Source organism: Verrucosispora sp. SN26_14.1 (assembly GCF_004307965.1).
Classification (GTDB): Bacteria; Actinomycetota; Actinomycetes; order Mycobacteriales; family Micromonosporaceae; genus Micromonospora.
The window spans coordinates 26,415-47,798 of record NZ_SISL01000010.1 but is presented as its reverse complement, the minus strand read 5'-3'; the positions used below and the strand labels follow the sequence as shown (position 1 = coordinate 47,798).

The 21,384-nt window shown below is 71.6% G+C and carries 15 protein-coding genes, 2 tRNA genes and 1 pseudogene; 10 read left to right on the top strand and 8 right to left on the bottom strand.

From position 1 onward, the window contains the following. Both EYA84_RS32345 and EYA84_RS02415 read right to left on the bottom strand, forming a co-directional pair. A pseudogene (locus tag EYA84_RS32345) lies at positions 1-504 on the bottom strand (hypothetical protein); the annotation flags it as partial. Positions 505-571: 67 nt separating this feature from the next. Then, positions 572-1,276 carry an NUDIX domain-containing protein gene (locus tag EYA84_RS02415; protein WP_131051343.1) on the bottom strand — a complete coding sequence of 235 codons (705 nt, stop codon included), beginning with the start codon at positions 1,274-1,276 and terminating at the stop codon, positions 572-574. Positions 1,277-1,350: 74 nt separating this feature from the next. Between EYA84_RS02415 and EYA84_RS33300 the strand changes: the two genes are divergently transcribed. Beyond that, entirely contained in the window at positions 1,351-2,394 is a 1,044-nt protein-coding gene (locus EYA84_RS33300; protein ID WP_236145561.1) for an SPFH domain-containing protein, read from the top strand. A 103-nt stretch (positions 2,395-2,497) separates the two neighbouring features. Here the strand turns inward: EYA84_RS33300 and EYA84_RS02405 are convergent, their stop codons facing one another. Then, on the bottom strand, positions 2,498-2,737 hold the full coding sequence (locus EYA84_RS02405) for a DUF6458 family protein (RefSeq protein ID WP_131051342.1): 240 nt from the start codon (positions 2,735-2,737) through the stop codon (positions 2,498-2,500). Positions 2,738-2,890: 153 nt separating this feature from the next. Here EYA84_RS02405 and EYA84_RS02400 point away from each other — a divergent pair. Then, positions 2,891-2,963 (top strand) — tRNA-Gly (locus EYA84_RS02400). A gap of 38 nt (positions 2,964-3,001) precedes the next feature. Further along, positions 3,002-3,076 (top strand) — tRNA-Val (locus tag EYA84_RS02395). Positions 3,077-3,089: 13 nt separating this feature from the next. Here EYA84_RS02395 and EYA84_RS02390 read toward each other — a convergent pair. Both EYA84_RS02390 and EYA84_RS02385 read right to left on the bottom strand, forming a co-directional pair. Continuing rightward, positions 3,090-7,148: a trypsin-like peptidase domain-containing protein gene (locus tag EYA84_RS02390; protein ID WP_131051341.1), complete on the bottom strand. Its 4,059-nt coding sequence runs from the start codon at positions 7,146-7,148 to the stop codon at positions 3,090-3,092. Between the two features lie 14 nt (positions 7,149-7,162). After that, entirely contained in the window at positions 7,163-7,492 is a 330-nt protein-coding gene (locus tag EYA84_RS02385; RefSeq protein WP_131051340.1) for a CU044_2847 family protein, read from the bottom strand. A gap of 429 nt (positions 7,493-7,921) precedes the next feature. Between EYA84_RS02385 and EYA84_RS02380 the strand changes: the two genes are divergently transcribed. Next, positions 7,922-8,542 carry a hypothetical protein gene (locus tag EYA84_RS02380; RefSeq protein WP_236145560.1) on the top strand — a complete coding sequence of 207 codons (621 nt, stop codon included), beginning with the start codon at positions 7,922-7,924 and terminating at the stop codon, positions 8,540-8,542. Next, positions 8,539-11,874, top strand: a complete 3,336-nt coding sequence (locus EYA84_RS02375) for a helicase HerA domain-containing protein (RefSeq protein WP_131051338.1) — start codon at positions 8,539-8,541, stop codon at positions 11,872-11,874. The genes EYA84_RS02380 and EYA84_RS02375 overlap by 4 nt, the downstream gene beginning before the upstream one ends. Positions 11,875-11,902: 28 nt before the next feature. Here the strand turns inward: EYA84_RS02375 and EYA84_RS02370 are convergent, their stop codons facing one another. Further along, complete coding sequence (locus tag EYA84_RS02370) at positions 11,903-12,577, bottom strand: polysaccharide deacetylase family protein (RefSeq protein ID WP_131051337.1); 675 nt, start codon at positions 12,575-12,577, stop codon at positions 11,903-11,905. A 243-nt stretch (positions 12,578-12,820) separates the two neighbouring features. Then, a complete protein-coding gene (locus EYA84_RS02365; protein ID WP_131051336.1) occupies positions 12,821-14,440 on the bottom strand; it encodes a glycoside hydrolase family 43 protein in 1,620 nt (539 codons plus the stop codon). 255 nt (positions 14,441-14,695) lie between these two features. On the opposite strand from EYA84_RS02365, the gene EYA84_RS02360 reads away from it, so the two are divergent. The 4 genes from EYA84_RS02360 to EYA84_RS02345 all read left to right on the top strand — a co-directional run bounded on the left by EYA84_RS02360 (position 14,696) and on the right by EYA84_RS02345 (position 19,493). Further along, positions 14,696-15,991 carry an extracellular solute-binding protein gene (locus EYA84_RS02360; RefSeq protein ID WP_131051335.1) on the top strand — a complete coding sequence of 432 codons (1,296 nt, stop codon included), beginning with the start codon at positions 14,696-14,698 and terminating at the stop codon, positions 15,989-15,991. Between the two features lie 46 nt (positions 15,992-16,037). Then, positions 16,038-17,057 (top strand): LacI family DNA-binding transcriptional regulator, encoded by a 1,020-nt coding sequence (locus EYA84_RS02355; protein ID WP_131051334.1) that lies wholly within the window; start codon positions 16,038-16,040, stop codon positions 17,055-17,057. Positions 17,058-17,180: 123 nt separating this feature from the next. Next, entirely contained in the window at positions 17,181-18,206 is a 1,026-nt protein-coding gene (locus EYA84_RS02350; protein ID WP_131051333.1) for a LacI family DNA-binding transcriptional regulator, read from the top strand. A gap of 270 nt (positions 18,207-18,476) precedes the next feature. Continuing rightward, the gene (locus EYA84_RS02345; RefSeq protein WP_131051332.1) at positions 18,477-19,493 is read left to right on the top strand and encodes an NAD-dependent epimerase/dehydratase family protein; all 1,017 of its coding nucleotides are present in this window, start codon (positions 18,477-18,479) and stop codon (positions 19,491-19,493) included. A gap of 52 nt (positions 19,494-19,545) precedes the next feature. On the opposite strand, the gene EYA84_RS02340 is transcribed toward EYA84_RS02345, so the two are convergent. After that, positions 19,546-20,520 carry an Acg family FMN-binding oxidoreductase gene (locus EYA84_RS02340; RefSeq protein ID WP_131051331.1) on the bottom strand — a complete coding sequence of 325 codons (975 nt, stop codon included), beginning with the start codon at positions 20,518-20,520 and terminating at the stop codon, positions 19,546-19,548. Between the two features lie 210 nt (positions 20,521-20,730). Here EYA84_RS02340 and EYA84_RS02335 point away from each other — a divergent pair, with 210 nt between their 5' ends. After that, entirely contained in the window at positions 20,731-21,369 is a 639-nt protein-coding gene (locus EYA84_RS02335; RefSeq protein ID WP_131051330.1) for a response regulator transcription factor, read from the top strand. The last annotated feature ends 15 nt before the right edge of the window (positions 21,370-21,384 follow it).

Below are 21,384 nucleotides of genomic sequence, written 5' to 3'. Positions count from 1 at the left end.
AGATGTGTAAAACAGACAGGCTCCGATCCCGGCGCCCCGACCGCCCGCCACCACGCCGGCCCCGGTGCCCGCACCCATCCCGGCACCGAGCCGTACGCCGAGGCCCACCCCCTCGCCGAGCCCGTCGCCGCCGACCGCCTCGCCCTCGCCCTCGCCCTCGCCGTCGCCCTCGCCGTCGCCGACCGACGCGCCGTCCTCCCCGACGACCTCGGCCGATCCGAGCATCTCCACCGACCCGGGCACCACGCCGGACCCGTCGGAGTCCACCGACCCGACCGCCTCGACCGATCCGACCGCCTCGGGCGGCCCGACGGAGTCGGGTGACCCGCCCTCGGGCGGCCCGACCACCTCGGGTGACCCGCCGTCGGCCGGTCCCACCTCGGAGGACCCGGCCGATCCGACGGCCCCGCCGTCCCGCCTGCTGCCCGGACCGGTGCTGCCGCCCTCCGGCGGCAACGACAGTGCCCGGTCGCGTGCCCGGATCCGGCTGCGGGGGCGTCGCACGTCTGAGGCGCACGGGTGTACGCCGGAGACCGCCGGGCCCGGGTCCGGGCGCTGAGGACCGGAGGCGTCAGCCCCTGCTGGTGCGGGGTGGGTCGGGTCGCAGCATCGGCGGGTACAGCATCGCGGCCGGGCCGCGCCGGAACAGTTGGGCCGGTCGGCCGCGTTCGCCCTCGGTGGAGCGGCCGACCGGGACCAGGAAGCCCGGTGTGCTGGTCACCTTGCGGTGGAAGTTGCGCGGGTCGAGGGATGTCCCCCAGACCGTCTCGTAGACCGCCCGGAGCTGCGCCACCGTGAACTCGGGTGGGCAGAACGCGGCGGCCAGCGGGGTGTACTCCAGCTTGGCCCGAGCCCGTTCCAGCCCGTCGGCCAGGATCCGCTCGTGGTCGAAGGCGAGCTGACCGGGGGAGAGGCGCGCCAGCGGCAACCAGTCGGCCGAGGCGGCGTCCGTGCCGGCCACCGGGGTGGCCTGGTCGGGCAGGAGCGCCAGCCAGGCCACGGTGACGACCCGGCCGCGCGGGTCCCGGCCGGGACGGCCGTACGTGCCGAGCTGCTCCAGGTGTCCGGCCGGCTCGGCCAGGCCGGTCTCCTCGGCCAGTTCCCGGGTGGCGGCGGCGGCCAGGTCCTCGTCGATCCCGACGAACCCGCCGGGCAGCGCCCACCTGTGCAGGTACGGCTCGATGCCGCGTCGGACCAGCAGGACGCAGAGCTGCTCCGCGCGCACGGTCAGCACGACCAGGTCTGCGGTCACCGCGAAGGGCGGGTACTCGGCCATCTCTTTATCACCACCTTGACGACAAAGTAGCAGACCCTTTATCGTCGTGTAGACGACAAAGGGAGGCGAGAGTCATGGCCGACGTGACGAGGCGACTGTTCCTGCGCCACCTGCGCGGCACCCCGACCAGCTGGGTGCGTCTGCACGTGGGCGGTCGGGTCCGCCGGGAGGGAGTGGGCCAGTCCTTCTGGTACCGCCCGCTGCGCGCCGTGCTCAGCGAGGTGCCGGTGGACGACCGCGAGCTGCCGCTGCTCTTCCACGCCCGCACCGGCGACTTCGCCGACATCACCGTGCAGGCCACCGTCACCTACCGGGTCGCCGACCCGGCGCTGGCCGCCGGTCGGCTCGACTTCTCGGTCGACCCGCGCACCGGCAGGGCGCGGGCCCGCCCGCTGGACCAGGTGGCCACCCTGCTCGCCGAGCTGGCCCAGCAACCCGCCCTCGACCTGCTCGCCCGGGTGCCGCTGGCCGAGGCGCTGACCACCGTCGCACCGGTCCGCGAGGCGGTCTCCGACGCGCTGGCCACCGAGGCACGGCTGGCCGACATCGGGGTGGCCGTGGTCAGTGCCCGGGTGGTGGCGATCCGGCCCGAGCCGGAGCTGGAACGCGCCCTACAGACCCCCACCCGGGAGGCGGTGCAGGTCCAGGCCGACCGGGCCACGTACGCCCGCCGGGCACAGGCCGTCGCGCAGGAACGCGCCGAGAACCCCGCCGCCCCGCCGTCGAGTCCGTCGCCAACCCCGGCGGCCGCGACCGGCGGTGGACAGTTCGCCACCGCGCTGACGTTGCGGACCAGCCCCGGCAGCACGGCGTCCCGCAGCTACACCGTGCCCCGCAACCGGGTCCTCCTGCTCACGGACTTCCTGGTCGACAACCCGCAGGGGGACACCGGAACGTTGACCATCACCGCCGACGACGTGCGGGTGGTCACCTACGGCCTGGAGAACTTCCGTAACCAGGACTACCACTCGGTCACCCCGATCCGGGTACCCGCCGGATCGCGGGTGACCCTCACGGTCGAGTGCCGGCAACCCGGCACCCCGGTCGGTGCCGCCACGCCCGGGACCTGCCAGGAGGGGCTCTATCTGAACGGCATCCTGAACCGGACCAGGCCCTAGTGCGGACAGCGACGGCGGCCACCGTTCCCGGTGGCCGCCATCGTCATGTGTGCCGGGCGACCGATCAGCTCCCTCGGCCGCCGCGCCGATCGTCGGGCGCCGCTCACAGCGGCGGCGCGACGTCCCGGCGCTCCTCGACCCGGCGGTACTCGGCCGGCTGCTCGGTGGCGACCACCTGGCGGCGGCGTCCCCAGACCAGGGTGGTCATGATCAGACCGAGTACGCCGGCGGCCATCAGGATCCAGCCGACCACGTCCAGGTCGAGACCACCGATGCTGGCGTTGACCGCGAAGGTGAGGATCGCGCCGAGCGCGAGCAGGAAAACACTGGTTCCGATACCCATGACAGCCTCCTTCTTCCAGGGGCGCGGGTGTGCTGTCGGGAAGGTCTGTACCCCGACGGTGACCGGCACAATCACTCCGGGAAGTGGGGTGGCCGATCGAGCGATCTTGTCATCGGGTAGAGTTGGCGCGTCCCCGGCACTTCGCGGGGGCACGCGGACGTAGCGCAGCTGGTAGCGCATCACCTTGCCAAGGTGAGGGTCGCGGGTTCGAATCCCGTCGTCCGCTCGCAGTCCGCCCGCACCTCTGGTGCCGGCGGTCTCCACGGGCGATTGGCGCAGTGGGAGCGCGCTTCCTTGACACGGAAGAGGTCACTGGTTCAAACCCAGTATCGCCCACCAGCCCGATCGGGCGTCAGCCGGTGACGGCCAACGCGAGCAGTCCCTGATCCAGCCCCACCAGCAGCGTGTCCTCCACGGTGCAGCAGGCGAGCGCCGGGTGATAGACGGGGATGGTGCGGCCCAGTCGACCCGTGGCCGGGTCCCAGATCCGCACCGTGCGATCCCTGCTGGTCGAGGCGAGCAGGTCACGACCGCCGATCCGGACGAGGCTCAGGCCGGTGACGGCTGCGGTGTGCCCGGTGAACCACCGCACCGGCTCGCCCCACTCGGCGTCCCACATCCGGATCGAGTGGTCCGCGCTGGCGGAGACGAGCATCGGGCGGCCGGCCACCGGGACGGCGCAGAGCGCGGTCACCGCGTCCTGATGACCCTGTCGGGTCCAGATCGGGGTGTCCCCGCCGGCCCAGAGCATCACGGTGCCGCTCTTGTCCGCCGAGGCGAGTGCCTCGATACCGGGCCAGGTCACCGTGGTCAGGGCCGTCACCCACGCCCGCGTGACATGTCCGAGCAGGACCCCGCGCACCGAGCCGGTGTGCGGATGCCACAGCCGGATGGCCTGGTCGTCGCCGGCCGAGGCGATCACCGTCTCGCCGTTGACCACGAGCGGGCAGACCGCCGCGACGGGGGCGTGGTGTTCGCTCATCTCGTGCACCGGCTGATCGTCCCGGGAGCCCCACGACCCGACGGTGGCGTCGTCCTGAGCCGTGAAGATGAGCGGCTCCTCGTCGTCCGCGATCGCGCACATGGCGTTGACCGGCCCGCCCGACGTGGTGAACTCCCGCACCCGCTCGCCGGTGCCGGCGTTCCAGACACGTACCCGGCCGTCGACACCACCCGAGGCGACCAGGACCCCCTGCGTGCCGGGCACCGGGCAGAGGGCGGCGACCGGACCGAAGCGGTCCTGGTCGGCGACCGTGTCCGGCTGGCCGCCCGCCGGATCCCACAGCCGTACGGTGCCGTCGTCTCCGGCGGTGGCGAGCATCCGGTCCTTCGCCGTGCGCAGCTCGCACACCGCGCGGACCCAGTTCGCGTGTCCCCGCAGGCTGGGGCGGCTGGCCCAGGTCGGCACCTCCCACAGCCGGATGAGTCCGTCCTCGCCGGTGGACACCAGCAGGAGCCCCCCATCGACCTCGACCGTGCAGAGGTCGGTGAGCGGCCCGCCGGTTTCGAGGACCTGCACCTGCCGGCCGGTCAGCGGATCCCAGAGGCGGACCGTGCCGTCGTATCCGGCCGAGGCGAGCAGCGTGCCGTCGGGCGTCCGGACCGCATAGAGAGTCGTGACCCAGCCGACGTGACCGGTGAGGGTCAGAGTCGGCCGGTCGTCGACGGTCGGCTCCCAGATCCGGATCACGCCGTCGTAGCCGGTCGAGGCGAGCAGGTGGCGGCCGGCGGCCGGCACGTACGTCACCGCCGTCACCCAGCCGGCGTGGCCGGTCAACTCGTACCGCTGGGTGCCGCTCACCGGGTCCCACACGCGGACGGTCCGGTCGTCGCCGGCCGAGGCGAGCAGGTCACCCGTCGGCAGCGGAATGGCGCAGATGTTGCGTACCCAGTCGTCGTGCCCGCGCAGCTCGTGCCGACGGTGGCCGGACCGTGGTTCCCAGAGCCCCACCGTGCCGTCGTGGCCGGCGGTGGCGATCAGCACCTCGCCGGCACCGGTGCGGACGGCGCACACCCCACGGACCGTGTCGTCGTGGCAGGTGAAGACCGACTCGACCTGGTTGGTCAGGGGGTCCCAGAGCCGGAGGGTGCCGTCGTCACCGACGGAGGCGAGGAGCCGTCGGTTGTCGATCTCGATGGCGGCGACGTCGTAGACGGCCTGCGAGTGGCCGTCCAACACGCTGCGTTCCTGGCGGGGCGGTGTGTGCGCCCACCGCGCCTGGTAAGGGGCCTGTGCCGCCGTGATCCCGCTGCGCAGACCGTCGAGGCGATCGACGACCGAGAAGAGCGCGGCCCGTTCGGCCGGTTCCGCCGCGACCGCCAGCGGGGTGCGTTGCAGCAGGCGGGCTCGGGCCTGCGGCAGTGGGGCCGTCGGGAGCTGTTCCGTGTCGACCACGGTGAGCAGGCGATCCAGGTGTGCGTGGAGCAGGTAGCCCTCGTCGGCGAGCAACCGGTCCACGAGCCCGGCCCGCGCGGCGTGTGGTGGCAGCGACCGGAGGAGGTAGTCGGGGGCACGGTCCCAGCCGTCGGCGGCGGCCCGGTCCACCCACGCGGAGACCAGTCGGCGTTGGTCCTCGCGTCGTGCGTCGCGGGCGTCGCGCTCGGCCAGCAACGCGTCGTTGAGGGCCTGGTGGAACAGCCGGTACGCGGGCTGCGCCCCGCCACCGGTCTCGACCAGGAAGTTCGCCGCCGAGGTGCGGGCGAACGCTAGCAGTTGCGCCTCCGTGACCCCACCGCCCAACGCCGTCACCGCCGTCTGCCACAGGGCGAGCGGCAGCCCCGGGGTCTCGGCGTACGCCAGTGCGGTGAGAGCCAGCCGGGCCGAGGTCGAACCCGCCGCCGGCAGACCCGCGAGGTACGCGTCCAACGCGTACGCCACGGTCGCCGTGAACGACACGGTGGCGGGGTCGACCGCGTCGATGTCGCGCAACGCGTGCGCCCGTGCGACGAGACCGGCGACGAGGAAGTTCCCCTTGGCCAGGGCCGCGATGCGACGGGCGAGTGGCGCGGCGGCACCGGGTGCGGCGTACGGGTTGGCGGGCCTCTCGGCACCGAGGAGTTGCAACGTCGCCTCGGCGTAGTTGACGAGATCGGACTCGGCGAAGTACTCGGAGGTGTCCAGGTCGATCAACTCGGCCTGGTCGCCGAAGCAGGCGATGAGGTCACCACGGTCGTCGGAGCGGCGGGTGCCGACCACGACCCGGGCACCGTACCGGCCGCACTCCTGTGCCATCGGCAGCAGGATCTCGTCGATGATCTGGCGGGCGTGGCCGGGGTCCACGGCCTCGTCGAGCGCGTCGACGACCAGAGCGAAGGGGACGGGCCGACGCTCCAGTCGTCGGCGTACCGCCGGGACCAGGTCGGCGGGCGCGGCCGGCAGGTCGACGGCGACCGCGCGGGCGATCTCGGTCGCCACCTCGTCGGCGGTCTTGCCCTTGACGTGCACGGCGCACGAGACGGAGCCGACCGTGGCGGTGACGGCGACGTCGTCGGCGGGAAGCGTGGCGCGGATCTGTCGGTCGGCGGTGGTGACGACCCGTCCCAGGACCGCGGACTTGCCGACGCCGGGTGACCCGGTGACGATCAGTGGACCGGTGACCGCCGTCGCACCGTCGATCCAGTCGACGATGCGACGGAGGGCGGTCTTCCGTCCCCGGAAGCGGGTGCCGCCCTCGGTGTCGACCGCCACTCCCCGGGCGCGGGGGAGCCAGTGCCGGCCGGCTTCGCCGTCGCCGCTGAGCGCCCAGCCCCAGGCGGATAGCGCGGTGTCGTCGGTGTCCTCGATCCGCCAGGCCGACAGCGTCCCGAGCTTCATCTCGGGTATCTGCTCGTCGGCGTAGTGGAGCGTCACCGCCTGTCCCCGGCCGTTGCCGTCGGCGGAGACGACGACGCCGATCACCGCCTGGTACTCCGGAGACCAGACGGCAGCGCCGCTGAACCCCTTCTTCAACGCTCCACCGGCACCGCTGTCGATCATGACGTGGCCGTATCCGCCGGTGTCGGTCACGGAGCCGGTGGCCGAGGTGCCGCCGATGATCTGTGCCGGGAATCCGAACGCCCAGAAGGGGCGATCCACCAGGGGCTTGGGTTCCAGGCAGCGCAGCCGTGCGGGGACGACGGTGGGCGGCACCGGCTCGACGAGTTCGAGCAGGACCAGGTCGACGTGGGCGGTCTGCCTGCCGTCGTGCAGGCACTGTCCGACCTTGCGCCGGTCGAAGTACGTGACCTTCGGGGCGAGCGGGAAGGCGACGTACAGGTCGTCGTGAAGGGTGCCGTCGGCGGCGAACGCCACGTGGTGACAGGTGAGGACGAGGTTCGTGTCGATGACGATGCCGGTGCCGACCGGGTGCTGCTGGTTCGCGCCGCGATGGAGGGCAGCGACCCAGGGGCTGTCGTCAGGGGCTGTGGTCACGGGTCGCCCGTTCGTCAGGGCCGCAGACCGGCGCCGAGATCCGGATTGTCGCGCGCGTGCCAGGCGAGGGTGACTTCGAAGTTCGCCTCTCCGGTCGCCTTCGCCACCACCCAGTTCGCCGTTCCGGTCGCCTTGATCCCGAACCGGACTTCGACCGAGTCGGGCGCGACGGATTTCACCTGTTCCAGCAGTTCCTTCGCAGCGGCGACCGCAGGGGCGGCCGATTCCCGCACCCAACCGGCGACATCGCCGAACCCGGCGGGCTGGAAACCTGCCGGCGGTTCGACCTCGATCAGTGCGACGGTCTGGTCATCGACCTGGTAGCGGACCACTTCAGACTGCACAGGTCACCTCCGTTGCCCTCTCCCCGGAACGGCAGGAGAGGTCGCGGCGTCACCCAATTGCCGGCGGGCCTCTCGCCGAACAGCCATGCTGCCTGTTGTCGTGGACATTTGGCAACGGCCGCTTAGTCGATCACGACTGGCAGCTCCGAACTGGTGTTCCAGTCATGCCGTCCACGCTGGACCGCTGAAGATCGACTCAGCCGGGTTGTCGGTTATCGGCAGCCCGATTGCTGACCTTGCGCTCGCTGGCCGCCGTCGGCAGAATCGGCCCGTGCGCGGGGCGAACCCGTTGCGGAACCTGGACCACGGCCACCCCTTCCGAGTCTTCGATCATCACCGTCAACGTGGTGAAAGCTCGTGCCACAGAGGAGCATCCGCATGCCGGAAAAGGAACTGACCCTCGTTGACCGGTGCATTCTCGTCACACTTATGATCAAGGCGGCGCCGCTGCCGCAGACCTACTTCACCAATGTCGCCGGGATCGGCCTGAAAGCGGATCATCGGCGTCGACTCCTCGCTCTCGACCTGATCGAGGTCTCCGAGAAGCCGATCACCCTGGCCCTGACCGACAAGGGATGGAGCCGGGCCGCCGAGGAATTGGGAGCCGAGGCACCGAAGGGCGCGGGTACGGCGGGCGGCACGCTCTATGTCGTACTGGACTTCCTGCGGCGGCTGATCGATCACTCGGGTACCCGTGCCGACGATCTGTTCCGCCTGCAGATCAAGGAGGACGACGTCGTCCCGGCCGTGGCCGTGTCACCGACCGGCACCGATCCGGCGAACTCCACGGTCGACGTGGTCTCCCTGATCCGGCAGGCGTACCAGGCACTGGCAGCCCGTCCCGGCGACTACGTCATGCTGGCCGACCTGCGCGCTGCGGTCGCGGATCTGCCCCGTACGGAGGTCGACGCCGCGTTGGTGCAGCTCAACCGGGAGCGCGACGTCCACCTGGTGCCGGAATCCAACCAGAAGGTGCTCCGGCCGGAGGAGCGCGCCGCCGCGGTGAGTATCGGCAACCAGGACAAGCACCTTATCGCCATCTCGTCATGATGGCCGCCGAGCAGCGGCGGGCCCTGGCTGCGCTGAGGTTCAACTGGGCGCCGACACCGGACGACGTCTGGAAGCCGACCCCGTTCCACGTCGAGGGTCTGCACCACGACGTCGTGCAGACGGTGCTGGACAGCTTCGCCGAGGCGGAGCAGAGCCCCGACTCCAGCCCGGTGGGCGTCGCCATCCTCGGTCAGCGCGGCACCGGCAAGACCCACCTGCTCGGTACGGTGCGTCAGGAGGTGCAACAGCGCGGCGGCTTCTTCTTCCTGGTGGAGTTGCTGGAGGCCCGGGCGTTCTGGCACAGCACCGCGATGTCGATGCTGACGGGCTTCGCCAGGGCGATGCCGGACGGGACGACGCAACTGCGGGCGTTCCTGCGCCGGCTGGCGGACCGCGTCGACGCGCCGCGAACGGTCCGCCGGGCGGTCACCGGTGAGACCGAACTCAGCCGATCGGCGCTCGACGCCTTCGTCGACCTGATCCGCAAGACCGATCGCCAGATCGGGACCGAGTGTCAGGACACCGCGCGGGCGTTGGTCCTGTACGCCGCCGAGCAGTCGGCCCCGCAGGACATCGGCTTCGACTTCCTCTGCTCCAGCGACGAGGAGGAACCGGGTCTGCGCGCCGGCTGGGGGCTGCGACGCACGCGGCGAGCGCCTCAGGAGGTGGTCCAGGACACCAGCCGCCTGCTGGCCATGGTCGGTCCCACGGTGATCGCGGTCGACCAGATCGACCTGATGGTCGCGCAGTCGGTGAAGGCGACCAACCACGAGGTGCGAGGCGAGACCGACTGGCAGACCTCGTTGTTGCTGGAACAGGTGGCCAGCGGGCTGATGGCCCTGCGGGAGACCACCCGTCGCTCGTTGTCGGTGGTGTCCTGTCTGCCGCAGACCTGGCAGAACATCAAGGAGCAGGCCACCGACACGGTGCAGGACCGGTTCCGGGAGGCCGCCTGGCTCAAGCACATCCCCTCCGCCGAGGTCGGGCGGGAACTCGTCGAGAAGCGATTCTCGATGCTGTTCGACGGACTCGGCTTCACCCCGCCGTATCCGTCCTGGCCGGTCCACCCGTCCACCTTCGAGGAGGTGGAGGGCTTCACGCCGCGCGAGTTGCTACGGAGCATCGACGCGCACGTCCGGGCCTGCCTGGCCGCCGGTGAGGTGCGGGAACTCCGGCATCTGCTGCACGCGGCGGCGGACCGACCCGGCGTCCCGAGCGGATCACCGGCGGGTGGCGCGTCGGCGACGGGTCGCGCGGACGAGTTCGGGAAGATCGACGTGAGGTACGCGGAACTCGTCGCCGGGGCCGATCCCGAGCCCGCCGTCCGCCAGAAGTCCGAGGACGCGCGGGTGCCGGAACTCCTCAGGGCCGGGCTGACCGCGTGGATCGCCGAGCAGGGCTCCGCGGTGGAGGCGTTCAGCCTCGACCCGATCCCGGCCGGGGGCAAGCCGGCCCTGCACGCCCGGCTGCGACACAGCCTCGACGAGGAGAGCGAGGACGAGGAGCACTGGTCCTTCCGGGCGATCTGCGCCCCGCACCACATCGCCGCGCTCAACCGGATCCGCAACGCGGTGACCACGGCCGGGCTCACCGAGGGCATCGCCAAGCGTCGGCTCTTCCTGCTGCGGAGCGCGGCGTGGTCGACGGGGGCCCGTACCCGGGAGGTGCTGGAGGCGTTCGAGCGGGCGGGCGGGCGGACGCTCGACTTTCCCGCCGCGGACATCCGCCGCCTGGCCGCCCTGGAGCAGCTCATCCAGACGTACGGCCTGGAGACCCTACGGCCGTGGTTCGCCGACCGCCGACCGGTGGCGGACATCGGTTGCCTGCGAGAGGCACTCGGTGTCCGGCCGGCCGATGCGCCGGTCACCGGTCCGCCCGCCGGTGCCGTGCCCGCCGGCGCCGTGCCCGCCGCTGTCGTGCCCGCCCTCGACGTGGCGCCGGGACCGGCGTCCCGGCCGGAGGCGCCGCCGGACCGGGTGGTCGGGCGGGCTCCTGTTCCTGCGTCCCCCACCAGCGCACCGTCGGCGGCGGCGTACGCGGCGGTGCCGCAGACACCTGTCGCCGGTCCACCGCCCGTCGCCGGAGTCGACCCGCACCAGGTGGTTCTCGGTGTCGTGCCCGGTCGGCCGGACCCGGTGCGGATCGGCCTCGAATCGCTGCGCCGGCACACCGTCGTCTTCGCCGGTTCCGGCTCGGGCAAGACCGTGCTGATCCGCCGGCTCGTCGAGGAGTGTGCCCTGCGCGGCGTCTCCGCCATCGTCCTGGACCCGAACAACGACCTGGCCAGACTCGGCGACGCCTGGCCGGCACCGCCGAACGGGTGGGGTCCGGGGGACCCGGACCTGGCTGCGGCGTACCTCTCCGGGACGGACGTGGTGATCTGGACGCCGGGCCGGCAGTCCGGGCGGCCGTTGACGTTCCAACCGTTGCCCAGGTTCGCCGACGTGCTCGACGATCCGGACGGCTTCACGGCCGCGGTGAACGCCGCCGTCGCCACGTTGGCCACGCATGCCCGGGTGGACGGCGGAACGGACAAGGCGCGCCTCGGACGGGCGGTGCTTCGTGAGGCGCTGATCAGTTACGCCCGGACCGGCGCCAACGACCTGCACGAGTTCACCGAGGTGCTCAACGAGCTACCCGACGGGGTCAGCCAACTCGACAGCGCGCCCAAGTTGGCGGCGAGCATGGCGCAGTTGCTCAAGGCGGCGCTGATCAACGACCCCTTGTTCGGTGGGGCCGGAACCCCGGTCGACCCCGGTGAACTGCTCACGCCTCCGCCGGGTCGACGGGCCCGGATCTCGGTGATCAGCTTCGTCGGGCTTCCCGAGGACCAGCAGCGGCAGAGCTTCGTCAACCAGCTCCAGTTGGCACTCTTCACCTGGATCAAGCGCCATCCGGCCGGTGACCGGCCCCTGGGCGGGCTGCTGGTGATGGACGAGGCGCAGACGTTCGCCCCGTCCGGTGCCGTCACCGCCTGCACCCAGAGCACCCTGGCGTTGACCTCGCAGGCCCGCAAGTACGGCCTGGGCCTGGTCTTCGCCACGCAGTCGCCGAAGGGGCTGCACAACCAGATCCCCGGCAACGCGGCCACCCAACTCTTCGGACTGCTGACCGCTCCGGTCCAGATCGAGGCGGCACGCGAGGTGGCCAGGGCGAAGGGCGCCGACGTGCCGGATGTGGGGAAGATGCGGACGGGGCAGTTCTACGCCGCCGTCGAAGGTGCCCGGTTCGTCAAGATGCAGGGCCCGATGTGCCTGAGCCACCATCCGCCCAGCCCGTTGACGACGGAGGAGGTCGTGCACCGTGCGGCCGCTGCCGACTCCGGCGTCTAGGTCGCCGGGTCGTCACCCCGCTGGTCCGTCAGCGACTCACGGTGCTGCCGGGTAGGGCGAAGGTCCACCCTGCGGTACGCGCCAACGGCACGAAACGGTCGACAGCGTCGACGGTCTGGCTCCGGTCTCCGCCCCCGTCGTGCAGCAGCACCACCGCGCCGGGTGCGGCACCGTCGGTGAGTCGCCGCAGCAGTTCGTCGGTGCCGGGCGGCTCCCAGTCGGTGACGGCGACCCGCCAGCCCATCGGCCGCATGCCGAGCGCGGCGGCGACGGTGGGGGTCTGGCCCCAGGCGCCGTACGGGGCACGGAAGTAGCCGACGCGGGCGTACGGGACGGCCTGCCGGATCACCGCGTTGGTCTCCAGCAGGTCCGACGCGATGCGACCGGCGGCCCAGTCACTCATGTCGTCGTGCCGCATCCCGTGGTTGCCGAGCACGTGGCCCTCGGCGGTGATCCGGCGGACCACCTCGGGATACCTCACGACCTGGTCGCCCCGGAGGAAGAAGACCGCCCGGACGTCGTGGTGGGCCAGCACGTCGAGCAGGCGTGGGGTGTGCACCGGATGCGGCCCGTCGTCGAAGGTGAGGCAGAGGACCTGCCCGGTGTCGATCACCTCGACCGGTCGAGCCGGTGGGGGCCCGATGCCCGACCGGAACGTGACGGCGGGGTAGGGGGCGTGGCGGGGCTGGGTGGACGGTGGCATCACCGGTGGCCTTCCGACAAGGTGGTGCGGCGAGTAGGTCGCGTGGGGCGCGAACCCGCCCCACCTGGCACGGCGACGATGCTGCGGTGGCGATGCGGTCGTTCCGGGAGCGTCCGGTAACTTGGTCGAAACGTTACGGCCGTCGATGCCGAGGCGTCAATGGTCGATACGTCCGACTCTCGGCATCTTGCCTGTTCAGGGCGCTGGAAAGCGATATCGAGAACTTTCCGGACGCCGCGTAGTTCAGTGGTCGAGGTAGGTGGCGTGGTCGAAGTCCGCGTACCGTCCGTCGCCACCGATGTCCTGCACCCAGAGTCCGAGCAGCGACCCGGTGAAACCCCAGGCGGTGAACTCTCCGTCGACCATCTCGGTGGCGTGCTCGTCGGAGAGGATGGTGGCGTCCAACTCGACCGGCACCTGCTGCCAGCCGGCACCCAGGTCGTACTCGAAGCGCAACACCGGGCCGTCGAAGGTCACCCGCAGGCCGACCTGGCGGGCGCCGCCGGTGTCGACGGTGAGCTGCGGGTACGCGGTACGTCGTCCCCGGTCGCAGCTGAGCACCTCCAGCACCACGCGCCCGTCGTCGGCCCGGGTCAGATAGAGGTGGTGCCAGTTCCGGGTGTTGTAGTACCCGGTCACGCCGGCCAGGTGCCGGTGATCACGCGGGTCGAACTCGACGACCGTCTCCAGCGAGCAGTGCGACGTGCGGACCCGGCGGGCGACCAGGCTCGGGGTCTGCTTGCCGGTCGGCGACTGTCCACCGTGCACGCGCAGGTACGAGGGGCGCGAGCGCAGGTCGATCCAGTCGTCGTCGGCCGGTCGGCGCAGCGTCGACCAGCACACCGCCAGTTCGGGCGCGTCGAAGTGGTCGACGGCCGGCTCCGGCGGCCACGGCTGTGTCGGCAGGTCCGGTGCGGGGATCTCGTCGGCCGGGATGCCGCCGTCGACGCGGGGCCACCCGCCGGACGGCCAGTCGACCTTCTGCAGCGCGGTCTCCCGCCCCAGCACGCACGCGCCGAGCGGGGTGTACGGGCGGCCGACGAGGTGTGCCATGTACCACTCGCCGTGCGGGGTCTGGACCAGGCTGCCGTGTCCGGCCTTCTGCAACCTGAGGTCGGGGCGGCCGACGGAGGTGAGCATCGGTCCGGCCGGGTCGACCTCGTACGGCCCGAACAGCTCGCGCGAGCGGGCCACCGTGACCTGGTGTTCCCAGCTCGTGCCGCCCTCGGCGGTGACCAGCCAGTACCAGCCGTCACGGCGGTACAGGTGCGGTCCCTCGGTGAGGCCGACCTCGGTGCCGGTGAAGATGATCCGCGGCTCACCGAGCATGCGCCTGCCGGCCGGGTCGTACTGCTGGATCTCGATGCCGCCGAAGCGGTCGCGGCCCGGCCGCCACTCGGCGCTGAGCGCGAGCACCCAGGTGGTGCCGTCGTCGTGGAAGAGGGCCGCGTCGAAGCCGTGCGAGTGCAGCCGGACCGGCTCCGACCAGGGGCCGGTGATGCTCGGTGCGGTGGTGAGGAAGTTCTGTGCGTCCCAGTAGCCGCCCGCGAAGCTGGCCACGTCGCTGTAGACGAGGTGGAACAACCCGTCGTGATGGGTCAGGTCGGGTGCCCAGATGCCGGCGGCGTCGTCGCAGCCGCGCAGGTCGAGCAGGCGGCGGTCGGTGACGATCCCGCCCGTGTCACGCCAGTGCACCAGGTCCGTGGAATGGTGCACGCGCACGCCCGGATACCACTCGAAGGTCGAGGTCGCCAGGTAGTAGTCGTCGTCGACGCGCAGGATCGACGGATCGGGATGGAATCCGGCGAGGATCGGGTTCCGGATCGACCGGGTGGTGGCCACGTCCGCGGTCTCGGCCGACATGCGCTGCTCCTTCAGGCTTCGAACCCGGTGGATTTCCGGAAGTGGGCTGCGGGAACCTCCCAAGATTCGGCTCACCGTAGCGGGTAGTGTCTGCATACGACAGCCCTCTTGACCGCGTACGTCGACGCGTCGTAACGTGCCGGCCATCACGACGAAAATACCGGCAACGGGTTGAAACTTTCGAACTGCCATTCGCGGCCTGTCGCCGATCGCAGTGCCTCTATGCGTACGTCACCGGTTGTCGAAGGGATACAGATGACAGCGCCCGTCTCCCGCAGGTCACTACTCGGCCTGGCCGGTCTCGGCGCCAGCGCCTTCCTGCTCGGAGGATGCGGAGGGGACGATTCCGACAGCCCCGGCACCCCGCAGACGGTCAAGTGGTGGCACATCCAGAACACCGAGCCGATGCTGCCGGTCTGGGCCGACCTGGCGCGGGTGTACTCGGGCCGGCACCCGAACGTGACGTTCGAGATCGAGCCGCTGGAGAACGAGGTCTTCAAGACCGAGCTGGCCGAGATCACCAAGAAGGGCACGCCACCGGACCTGTTCCAGTCGTGGGGCGGTGGCCTGTTGCAGCAGCAGGTGGAAGCGGGCCTGGTCAAGGACATCACCGCCGAGGTGGAGCCGTGGATCGGGCAGTTGCTGCCCGCCGCGTTGCAGCCGTACACGATCGACGGACGGATCTACGGCATCCCGTTCGACGTCGGCATGACCGGCTTCTGGTACAACCGGGACCACTTCTCCGACGCCGGCATCACCTCGCCGCCCACCACCTGGGCCGGGCTGCTGGAGGCGGTCGGCAAGCTCAAGGCGCGGGGCATCACCCCCATCGCGCTCGCCGGCAAGGACAAGTGGCCGGGGCACTTCTACTGGGCGTACCTCGCGATGCGCGTCGGTGGCCTGGAGGCCCTGCGCGTCGCGGGTGAGACCGGCAACTTCGACACCCCGGAGTTCGTCGCCGCGGGGGAGCGACTGAAGGAGCTGGTCGATCTCAAGCCGTTCCAGCGCAACTGGCGCTCCGCGGAGTACGGCACGGCGGACGGGCAGGGCGCGGCGATGGGCAACGGCGAGGCCGCCATGGAGCTGATGGGCCAGTGGGCGCCCTCGATCCAGGCGTCGTCGTCGAACAGCAAGCTCGGAATCGGCAACCAGCTCGGCTTCTTCACCTTCCCGACGGTGGAGGGCGGTAAGGGTGCCGCCACCGACGCGTTCGGCGGCGGCAACGGCTTCGCGGTCGGCCGCGACGCTCCGCCCGCGACGGTGGACTTCCTGCGCATGCTGCTGCGGTCGGAGAACCAGCGCCGGGCCGCCGAGACCGGTGCCGTGCTCCCCACCAACCTGGCCGCCGTCGGCCGGATCAAGGACCCGAACAACCAGGTGGTGGCGGCGCACCTGGCGGTCGCGACCGGGTTCCAGCTCTACCTCGACCAGGCGTACCCGCCGGCGGTCGGTCAGCAGGTCAACAACAGCGTCGCCGAGCTGATGATCGGCCGTAAGCGGCCGGATCAGATCCTCAAGGACATCACTGCGGTGGCGAAGAGCCAGCAGTGACGCCTCCGTCGGCGGCGTCCATCGAGCGAGCAGATGGAGGCGCCGCGTGGCTGCCAGTGACAACCGCACAGTGACCATCGCGGCGATCGCCCGTCTGGCCGGCGTGTCGGTGCCGACCGTGTCGCGGGTGATCAACGGGCGTTCGGACGTGGCTCCGCAGACGCGTCAGCGGGTGGAGGAGTTACTCACGCGGCACGGGTACCGGCGGCGTCCGCCGAGTATGCGGGCGAGTTCGGGGTTGGTGGACCTGGTCTTCAACGATCTGGACAGTCCGTGGGCGGTGGAGATCATTCGGGGTGTGGAGGATGTCGCGCACGCCGCCGGGGTGGGCACGGTGGTCTCCGCCATCCACCGCCGTACCTCCTCGGCCAAGCAGTGGCTGGACAACATCCGGACCCGCTCCACCGAAGGGGTCATCTTCGTCACCTCCACCCTGGAGGCGCCGCAGCAGGCCGAGTTGCGTCGCCTCAACATCCCGGTGGTGATCGTCGACCCGGCCGGTGTCCCCGCCCAGGACGCGCCGACGATCGGTGCCACGAACTGGGCCGGCAGTCTGCGGGCCACCGAGTACCTGATCGGGCTGGGACACCGCCGGATCGGGTTCGTCGCCGGCCTGCCGCAGTTGATGTGCAGCCGGGCCCGGATGGACGGCTACCGCGCGGCACTGGAGACGGCCGGTATCCCCGTTGACGACCGGTTGATCCAGGTCGGTAACTTCTATCACGAGGCCGGGTTCTCCGGCGGGGTGCGGTTGCTCGGGCTGGCCGATCCACCGACGGCGATCTTCGCGTCCAGCGACCAGATGGCGTTGGGGGTGTACGAGGCGGTCCGGCAGCGGGGTCTACGGGTGCCGGACGACGTGAGCGTGGTGGGTTTCGACGACCTTCCCGAGGTGCGCTGGTCATCGCCCCCGCTGACGACGGTGCGTCAGCCGTTGGCCGAGATGGGGATGCTGGCGGCGCGTACGGTGCTGCGGTTGGCCAAGGGCGAGAAGGTGGAGAGCCCCCGGATCGAGCTGGCCACCGAATTGGTCGTCCGGGACAGCGCGGCGGCACCGAGGAGCTGACCGCCGACGGCCCGACGGATCTGCCCCACCTCCCGGTATGCGGGTGAAAATTCCGGCACTAGGGTGGGGGTTGTCGGCTGCCTCGCCGGGTGGGTCGCCGTACCGGGTTGGGTGGGTGGAGCTGTGGTTGCCAGAGAGACCCCCAGGGTCACGATTTCGGCGATCGCCGATCTGGCCGGCGTGTCGGTGCCGACCGTGTCGCGGGTGATCAACGGGCGTTCGGACGTGGCTCCGCAGACGCGTCAGCGGGTGGAGGAGTTACTCACGCGGCACGGGTACCGGCGGCGTCCGCCGAGTATGCGGGCGAGTTCGGGGTTGGTGGACCTGGTCTTCAACGATCTGGACAGTCCGTGGGCGGTGGAGATCATTCGGGGTGTGGAGGATGTCGCGCACGCCGCCGGGGTGGGCACGGTGGTCTCCGCCATCCACCGCCGTACCTCCTCGGCCAAGCAGTGGCTGGACAACATCCGGACCCGCTCCACCGAAGGGGTCATCTTCGTCACCTCCACCCTGGAGGCGCCGCAGCAGGCCGAGTTGCGTCGCCTCAACATCCCGGTGGTGATCGTCGACCCGGCCGGTGTCCCCGCCCAGGACGCGCCGACGATCGGTGCCACGAACTGGGCCGGCAGTCTGCGGGCCACCGAGTACCTGATCGGGCTGGGACACCGCCGGATCGGGTTCGTCGCCGGCCTGCCGCAGTTGATGTGCAGCCGGGCCCGGATGGACGGCTACCGCGCGGCACTGGAGACGGCCGGTATCCCCGTTGACGACCGGTTGATCCAGGTCGGTAACTTCTATCACGAGGCCGGGTTCTCCGGCGGGGTGCGGTTGCTCGGGCTGGCCGATCCACCGACGGCGATCTTCGCGTCCAGCGACCAGATGGCGTTGGGGGTGTACGAGGCGGTCCGGCAGCGGGGTCTACGGGTGCCGGACGACGTGAGCGTGGTGGGTTTCGACGACCTTCCCGAGGTGCGCTGGTCATCGCCGCCGATGACGACGGTGCGTCAGCCGTTGGCCGAGATGGGGATGCTGGCGGCGCGTACGGTGCTGCGGTTGGCCAAGGGGGAGAGGGTGGAGAGCCCCCGGATCGAGCTGGCGACCGAGTTGGTGGTCCGGGACAGTGCCGCCGCCCGACCGACGATCGGTTGATCTACCGATATTTTTCCGGAAGTTGTTGACGGGCGTCTCGGTGGCGACGACGATTTAGCGTGCCAACCTTCGATGAAGGAGCCGGCCAGGGGTGCCCGCCGTGCCCGCGGCACCGCCCTGCCGAAGCCCGTGCCCGGCGCACGCCACTGGCGGACGCCGGGCACGGCACTGTCACGTCGGGCACGGTGCGGTCCGGCTTCTGCCCAGGGCAGATCCGCTGAGGGTGAACGATCTGTCCCACCACGCCCGACACCCGGCAGGGTGGACCACATGAGAATGCTCATGCTGGGCGGCAGCGGGTTCGTGGGCCGGGCGACGGTCGCCGAGGGCGTCCGTCGTGGATGGACGGTGGCCGTGTTCAACCGGGGGCGGCACGGGGCTCCTCCGGCGGGCGTACGGCACCTGACCGGCGACCGCACCACAGCGGACGGGCTGGCCGCGCTGGCCGACGGCGAGTGGGACGTGGTGGTCGACACCTGGGACGGTGCGCCCAGGGACGCCCTCGCCGGCGCACGGATGCTCGCCGGGCGGGTCGGGCACTACGTCTACGTCTCCTCCGGATCGGTCTACGCGCCGCCGGTGCCCGCCGGGGTGACCGAGGACGACGCGGTGGTCGACGCCGACCCGGCCGCCGCCGACGGCGACTACCCGACACTCAAGCGCGGCAGCGAGCGGGCGGTCCAGGAGGTCTTCGGCGACCGGTCGTTGTTGGCCCGGGCCGGGCTGATCCTCGGCCCGGGCGAGGACATCGGTCGGCTGCCGTGGTGGTTGACCCGTGTCGCCCGGGGCGGTGACGTGCTCGCGCCCGGTCCCGCCGACCTGCCGGTGCAGTACGTCGACGTGCGCGACCTGGCCGTCTTCCTGCTCGACGCCGGGGCCGCCCGCCTCGCCGGCCCGGTCAACGTGGTGGACCGTCCCGGGCACACCACCATGGGTGGACTGCTCGCCGCCGCCGTCACGGCGACCGGCGCCGACGCCTCGCTGCGGTGGGTCGCGCCGGAGCGTCTGCGCGACGCGGGCGTGTCCCCGTGGAGCGAGTTGCCGGTGTGGCTGCCGCCCGGCCACGAATACCGGTGGATGCAGCAGATCGACGTCAGTCGGGCGTACGCCGCCGGCTTCACCGGTCGGCCGGTGTCCGACACCGTCACCGACACCTGGGAGTGGTTGCGCCGAGTGGGCGAGGTGCCCGCGCGGGCGGGGCGGCCGGCCCGAGAGCCGGTGGGTCTCGACCCGACCCGGGAGGCCGCCCTGCTCGCCGAGTTCGGCACGGGCGACCCGGCCCGCTGAGCGTCGGCCCGGCCCTCCCCGCGACGTCGCCCGGTCCACCCCTCGTCGGCGGTCAGCCGAGGTGCACCGGCAGGTCCAGCGTCTCGTCGACCGGGCGGCGTGGGGTGGGCCGGCCGGGCCGACCGAACCCGATCCGCATCACCATCTGCGGGGTGCCGAACCGGCCCAACGACATCCGGAGCTGCTCACGGGCCGAGGGCACCTCGATCGGCTGGGACAGCATCGACACCGACAGCCCGGAGTCGGTGGCGGTGAGCAGGACCCGCTGCAACGCCTGTCCGGCGACGACCTGGTCGACGGCGGTGTTGCCGGCCGAACCGAGCACCGCCACCAGGGGCTCCGGCTCGAAGTCGCGGCCGGGTGCGCGCGGGGCGCCGCCGAAGCCACGTGACGGCAGCAGGTCCTGCGGTTCGGCCTGCGGCCCGCCGGCCAGTGCCGGCACCCCGTCGGGCGCGGGCTCGGCGCGTACCCAGGTGAGGCGTTCGGCTCGGTAGGCGGGATCACGTTCGAGGACGCGGTGCGCGCCACGGGCGATCTCGGCGAAGGCGGTGACCGCGCTCACCCCGATGAGCAGTTCCAGCCAGCAGTGCTCGGCGCGGGCCGCCTCACCGAGGCGCCAGCGGGTGTCGGCGGGCACCGGGTCGGGCCAGAACGGGGCGCGGTTGCTGAACCGGCGGTGGATCGCCGCGTGCAGGTTCTGCTCGGTCGGGGTCGGTCGGCGCGGCAGGTCCGGCACCAACCGGGCCAGCACGGTCGGTTCCGCCGGGTACGGCCGCAGCCGGACGGTGGCCGGGTTTCCCGCCACCGCCAGCGCCAGACGCAGGTTGAACAGTGCCGCGCCACCGGCGACCCGGGCACCCCAGCCGCTCGGGTCGGTGGCGGGTAGTCCGCGTCGCGGGTCGAGAAGCACCTCGATGCCGCCGTCGCGCAGCCGGAACCGCCAGGGCTGGACGTTGTGCAGGGACGGCGCCCGCACCGCGTCGGCCGCGGCGACCCGAAGCTGCTCGGCGGTGTAGCCGTTCTCCATGGTCCTGCCCCCTCACGCTCGCCGGTACCACCCCACGGTGCGCCTCGGCGACCCCCGCCCAGCAGGGCCACACGTCCCGAACCCCCGGGACACCCCGCCCCTCACCCGGGACCGTGCACCGGCGTCGACTCCATCTCCGACCAGGGGACGGTGGTGGGTCGGGACCTTCGGCCCGTGCGTGCGGTGGGGGAGAACGGGTAGAAACGAAGGATGATCCGGGTGTTCCTGCTCGACGACCACGAGGTCGTCCGTCGTGGCCTTGCCGACCTGCTCCAGGCCAGCGGCGACATAGAGGTGGTCGGCGAGTCCGGCTCCGCGCCGGAGGCCGCCCGCCGGATCCCGGCGCTCCGCCCCGACGTGGCAATCCTCGACGCCCGGCTACCCGACGGCAACGGCATCGACGTGTGCCGGGACGTGCGGGCCGTGGACTCCTCGATCAAGGGCCTGATCCTCACCTCGTACGAGGACGACGAGGCGCTGTTCGCGGCGATCATGGCCGGTGCCTCCGGGTACGTGCTCAAGCAGATCCGCGGCACCGACCTGGTCGACGCGGTGCGCCGGGTGGCGGGCGGGCAGTCGCTGCTCGACCCGGCGATCACCACCCGCGTCCTGGACCGCATCCGCAGCGGCGTGGAGCAGCCACGCGAGCTGCAGTCCCTCACCGAGCAGGAACGGCGGATCCTGGAGTACGTCGCCGAGGGCCTGACCAACCGGGAGATCGCCGGCAAGATGTTCCTGGCCGAGAAGACGGTCAAGAACTACGTCTCCAGCGTGCTGGCCAAGCTCGGCCTGGAACGGCGTACCCAGGCCGCCGTGCTCGCCACCCGGCTGCTCGGCAAGTCCCGCTGACCGTACGCCGGCACC